This is a genomic window from Mesorhizobium sp. M4A.F.Ca.ET.050.02.1.1 (assembly GCF_003997725.1).
Taxonomy (GTDB): domain Bacteria; phylum Pseudomonadota; class Alphaproteobacteria; order Rhizobiales; family Rhizobiaceae; genus Mesorhizobium.
In genome coordinates, this window is sequence record NZ_RZSG01000500.1 from 1 (window position 1) to 4,435 (window position 4,435).

Genomic DNA, 4,435 nt, shown 5'->3' on the forward strand with positions numbered 1-4,435 from the left:
GCCCTACTTAAAGCCGGCCCATTAGGTCGGCTTTTTCTTTGCGCGACGCTCAGCCCGGGATTGCCGAGGGTGCGAGGCCCTCGCCGAACAGCGCGGCCAGGTCCCGCGCCGGCCGTTCGGCCTCCGGCCGCAGCCGGATGGCGAACTCGGCCGTCGGAACCGGCGGCAAGCCAAGCTCGCGCGGCGCTTCGACAATGCCGGAATGGGCAAAGCGCGCCGTGCGCAGGGTCAGCGCGATGCCGGCATCGACCGCCGTGCGCAGGCCGGCGAGGCTGGCGCTGCCGGCGGCGATGCGATAGCGGCGGCCCGCCGCGTCGAGCGCCGCAAGCGCTGCTTCGCGAAAACCGCAATGCGGATCGAGCAGTGCCAGAGGTAACTCCTCTTCGCGCGCAGCCAGCCCTTTTTGCGAGCAGAGCCAGCGCATCGGCTCGCCGATCACCGCGACCTCGTCCGATGCCGGGGCCTGGCGCATGGTGATCGCGAGATCGAGCTGGCCGGCCTGCAGTGCCTGTGCAAGCTCGGCCGAGCGGCCGACGCGCAATTCGATCCTGACGCGCGGATGGCTGACGGCGAAGGAGCGCAGCAGCTCCGGCAGGCCACGATCGGCAAAATCCTGCGTCGTGCCGATGGCAACGCGGCCGCCGGCACGCGCGCCCTTCAGCGCCAGCCAGGCCTCGGTGTGGACGGCGAGGATGCGTCGGGCATGGCCGACCAGATCCTCGCCGGCGGGCGTCAGGCCGCGCCCGCGGCCTTGGGGAGCAAGCAGCGGCTCGCCGACGATCTCCTCCAGCCGCTGCATCTGCGCCGTCACCGCCGACGGCGAGCGGCCGACGACGGAAGCCGCATTCGCCAGGGAACCGCCATCGACGAAAGCAAGGAAGGTCCTGAGGAGGTCTGGGTCGAGCACTTGCATAATTCGATGATATCGAATCTTTTCTTCGAAACAATTCGATTTTTTTGATTCAATGATCGTGACATGGTTTCTTCCAACGGCGAGGAAGCGCCGCTCACAACGAGGAGAAAGAAAATGCCGATCATCAATGTCAGCGTCACCGGCAAGCCCGACGCCGCTTTGTCCGCCACTATCGCCAAGGAGGTGACCGAGATCACCGCCAAGCAGCTGCGCAAGGACCCGACCATCACCGCGGTCGCCATCAGCTATATCGATCCGCAGCACTGGTTCGCCGGCGGCAAGTCGCTGGCCGAGCATGATTCCAATACTTTCTGGCTCGACATCAAGGTGGTCGACGGCACCAACACCAAGCTCGAGCTCGAAGCCTATCTCCAGGCGATCTTCGCCGCCTTCGGCCGCCTGCTGGGCGGCGTGCATGAGGAGAGCTACGCCTTCGTGCACGAGGTTCCGGCCGCCGCCTATGGCTACGGCGGCAAGACGCAGGAGTTCCGTTTCATCAGCGGCAGGCTGAAGGCGGCGTAGCCCGGCGCCCTCTCCTTCTCCCCTTGTGGGAGAAGGTGGCCGAGCGAAGCTCGGTCGGATGAGGGGTGCTGGACGGATCGCTGCATCGACAAGATAAGCGCCGAAAATCGTTTGATTTTCTAGCGACCGAGTTTCTTCCAGCAGCCCTCATCCGTCTCGGCGCTGCGCGCCGATCCACCTTCTCCCACAAGGGGAGAAGGCCAGAGGGCACTCAGTCCACATTGACGTCGCCCGCGCTTGCGCTACCCTCTGGCTCCGAAGCGGCCGCTCAAGAGCCGCGACGTGGAGGACGTTGGGAGAGCGCGGCAATGATCCTGACCCTGGCGCTGCTTGCAGGCCTCGTCGCGGCGTGGTTGCTGATCGGCATACTCGAAACGATGCGGCTTGGCCTGCGCTTCACGCAGGCGCTGCTCTATGTGCCGTTCAAGCTCGCCTACCGGATCGCCGACGAGCGCATCCGCGTCGCCCGCAATGCCAAGGCGCCGGTCATCTATGTGATCTCGCATCAGTCGCGCTTCGAGCCGGCGCTGATGCTATCGCTGCTGCCGGACGACACGCTGCACATCCTCGACGATGCGTCGGCGCGCTCGCCCTGGCTGGAGCCATGGCGCGAGCTTGGCCGCACCATCGCCTTCAATGCCGAGCATGTCTTCGTCAGTCGCCGGCTGGTCAGGGTGCTGAAGGGCAAGGGCCGGCTTGCCGTCTATCTGCCCGATGCGGTCGAGCCTGACGTCAAATCCTTTCGCCTGTTCCGCGCCATCACCCGCATTGCCATGCAGGCCGACGCCAGCATCGTACCGATCTTCATCGCCGGCGCGCGCGACCTGCCGGTGTCGCTGACCCCGGCGGACCGGGCGCCGCGCCACTGGTTCCCGCGCCTCGCGATAAGCGTGCTGGAGCCTATGACGATCGCCGAGCTGGTGGCGCGCAACCCTGACCAGGCCTCTAACACCAACGCGCTGTTCGACCGCTTCGCGGAAGCCAGGCTCTTCGGCACCAATCTCGACCGCGGCCTGTTCCTCGCCATGCGCGACGCGGCAACCAGAGTCGGCGCCTCGCACCCGATCATCGAGGACGTCATCTCGGGCGCGCTCAGCTATCGCAAGATGTTCATCGGCGCGCGCGTGCTCGGCCGCCGCTTCGAGGCGGTGTCGGCGCCTGGCGAAGCGGTCGGGCTGCTGCTGCCCAACGCCAACGGCGTGGTGCTGTCCTTCGTCGGCCTCATCTCGGCCGGCCGGGTGGCGGCGATGATCAACTACACCGCCGGGTCGGCAAGCGTCACCGCCGCTGTGCGCACCGCCGTCATCCGAACCGTCGTCTCCTCCCGCGCCTTCATCGAGAAGGCCGGGCTCGCCGACATCGCCGAGGCGGTCGAGGCGGGGGGCGCCAAAATGCTCTGGCTGGAGGATGTGCGCCAGAGCGTGACGATGCTGGACAAGCTCGCGGCCGCGCTGCTGTGGCGTTTTCCGCTGCGGCCACAGGATGCGGCAAAGCCAGCGGTGATCCTGTTCACCTCGGGCTCGGAAGGCACGCCCAAGGCGGTGGTGCTGTCGCACAAGAGCCTGCTCGCCAACGCCATGCAGGCGGAGGCGCGCATTACCATCTCGCCCGCCGACACCCTGCTCAACGTGCTGCCGGTGTTCCACTCCTTCGGACTGACCGGCGGCACCATCCTGCCGCTGGTCACCGGCGTGAAACTGTTCCTCTACCCCTCGCCGCTTCACTACAAGATCATCCCCGAGATCGCGCGCAAGGTCGGGCCGACGATCATGTTCGGCACCGACACTTTCCTCGCCAATTATGCGCGCACCGCCAAGGACGGCGACTTCTCCAGCCTGCGCTTCGTCGTCGCCGGCGCCGAGGCGGTCAAGCCGGAGACGCGCCGCGTCTATCGCGAGCGCTTCGACGCATCAATCATCGAGGGTTTTGGGCTGACCGAGGCCGCCCCGGTCGTCGCCGTCAACACCGCCATCCATGGCCGCGACGGCACGGTCGGACGGCTGTTGCCAGCCATCCGCATGAAGCTCGCAGCCGTCGAGGGCATTGACGATGCCGCCCGGCTGTGCCTCGACGGGCCGAACATGATGGTGGGCTACATGACCGCCGACCGGCCTGGCGAGTTGCAGCCGCTCAATGGCTGGCACGATACCGGCGACATTGTCTCGGTCGACCGCGACGGCTTCATCACCATTCGCGGCCGCGCCAAGCGCTTCGCCAAGATCGCTGGAGAGATGGTGTCGCTGGGCGCGGTCGAGATGCTGGTGCAGTCGCTGTGGCCGGAAGAACGCCACGCCGCCGTCGCGGTGCCGGACAAAAGACGCGGCGAGCGCATCGTGCTGGTGACCACGGCCGACGATGCCAGTCCGGAGGAACTACGCGCCTTCGGCAAGAAGGCGGGCGCGGCCGAACTGATGGTGCCCAATGACATCATCAAGGTGGAGGAGATCCCGGTGCTGGGTTCGGGCAAGACCGACTACGTCTCGACCCGCAGGCTGGCGATCGACCGACTGGGGCTGAGCGCCGCGGCCTAGCGCCTTAACCGATATCCGAAGGCGGCACCTTCTCGCCTTCGCGCATGGCGCGTTTCGAATAGGCGCGCACGGAAAGCGGCAGGAAGACCAGATAGCCGGCGACCGAAGCGGTCAGCGTGTACCAGGGGTAGGTCATCAAAAGCAGGACGTAGAGCACCACGGCGAGGATCACCGGCAACACCTTGTCGCCCGGCACCTTGATGCTTTTGCCCGAATAGACCGGCAGCCGGCTGACCAGCAGGAAGGCGACGAGCACGGTGAAGCCGGTGGCGACAAAGGCGGCGAGACGGGTCGGCTCAAGTCCCAGCCGCAGGAAATAGAGATAGAGCGGCAGCATCACCAGCACCGCGCCCGCCGGCGCCGGCACGCCGACGAAATATTCGCTTTGCCACAGCGGCCGGTCGGCCTTCTCGTCGTCAAGCACATTGAAGCGGGCGAGCCGCAAGCCGCAGGCGATGGTGAACAGCAG

At 66.5% G+C, this 4,435-nt stretch carries 3 protein-coding genes and 1 pseudogene; 2 read left to right on the forward strand and 2 right to left on the reverse strand.

From position 1 onward, the window contains the following. Positions 1-49 precede the first annotated feature (49 nt). Positions 50-913, reverse strand: coding sequence for a LysR substrate-binding domain-containing protein (locus tag EOA33_RS25465; RefSeq protein WP_127406888.1), 864 nt, complete (start codon positions 911-913; stop codon positions 50-52). A 114-nt stretch (positions 914-1,027) separates the two neighbouring features. On the opposite strand from EOA33_RS25465, the gene EOA33_RS25470 reads away from it, so the two are divergent. Together EOA33_RS25470 and EOA33_RS25475 are read left to right on the forward strand one after the other, a co-directional pair. Continuing rightward, on the forward strand, positions 1,028-1,435 hold the full coding sequence (locus EOA33_RS25470) for a 4-oxalocrotonate tautomerase family protein (protein ID WP_126055669.1): 408 nt from the start codon (positions 1,028-1,030) through the stop codon (positions 1,433-1,435). A 308-nt stretch (positions 1,436-1,743) separates the two neighbouring features. Continuing rightward, positions 1,744-3,966, forward strand: a complete 2,223-nt coding sequence (locus EOA33_RS25475) for an AMP-binding protein (protein WP_127406889.1) — start codon at positions 1,744-1,746, stop codon at positions 3,964-3,966. A 4-nt stretch (positions 3,967-3,970) separates the two neighbouring features. Here EOA33_RS25475 and EOA33_RS25480 read toward each other — a convergent pair. Then, positions 3,971-4,435: pseudogene (locus tag EOA33_RS25480) on the reverse strand (CDP-diacylglycerol--serine O-phosphatidyltransferase); the annotation flags it as partial.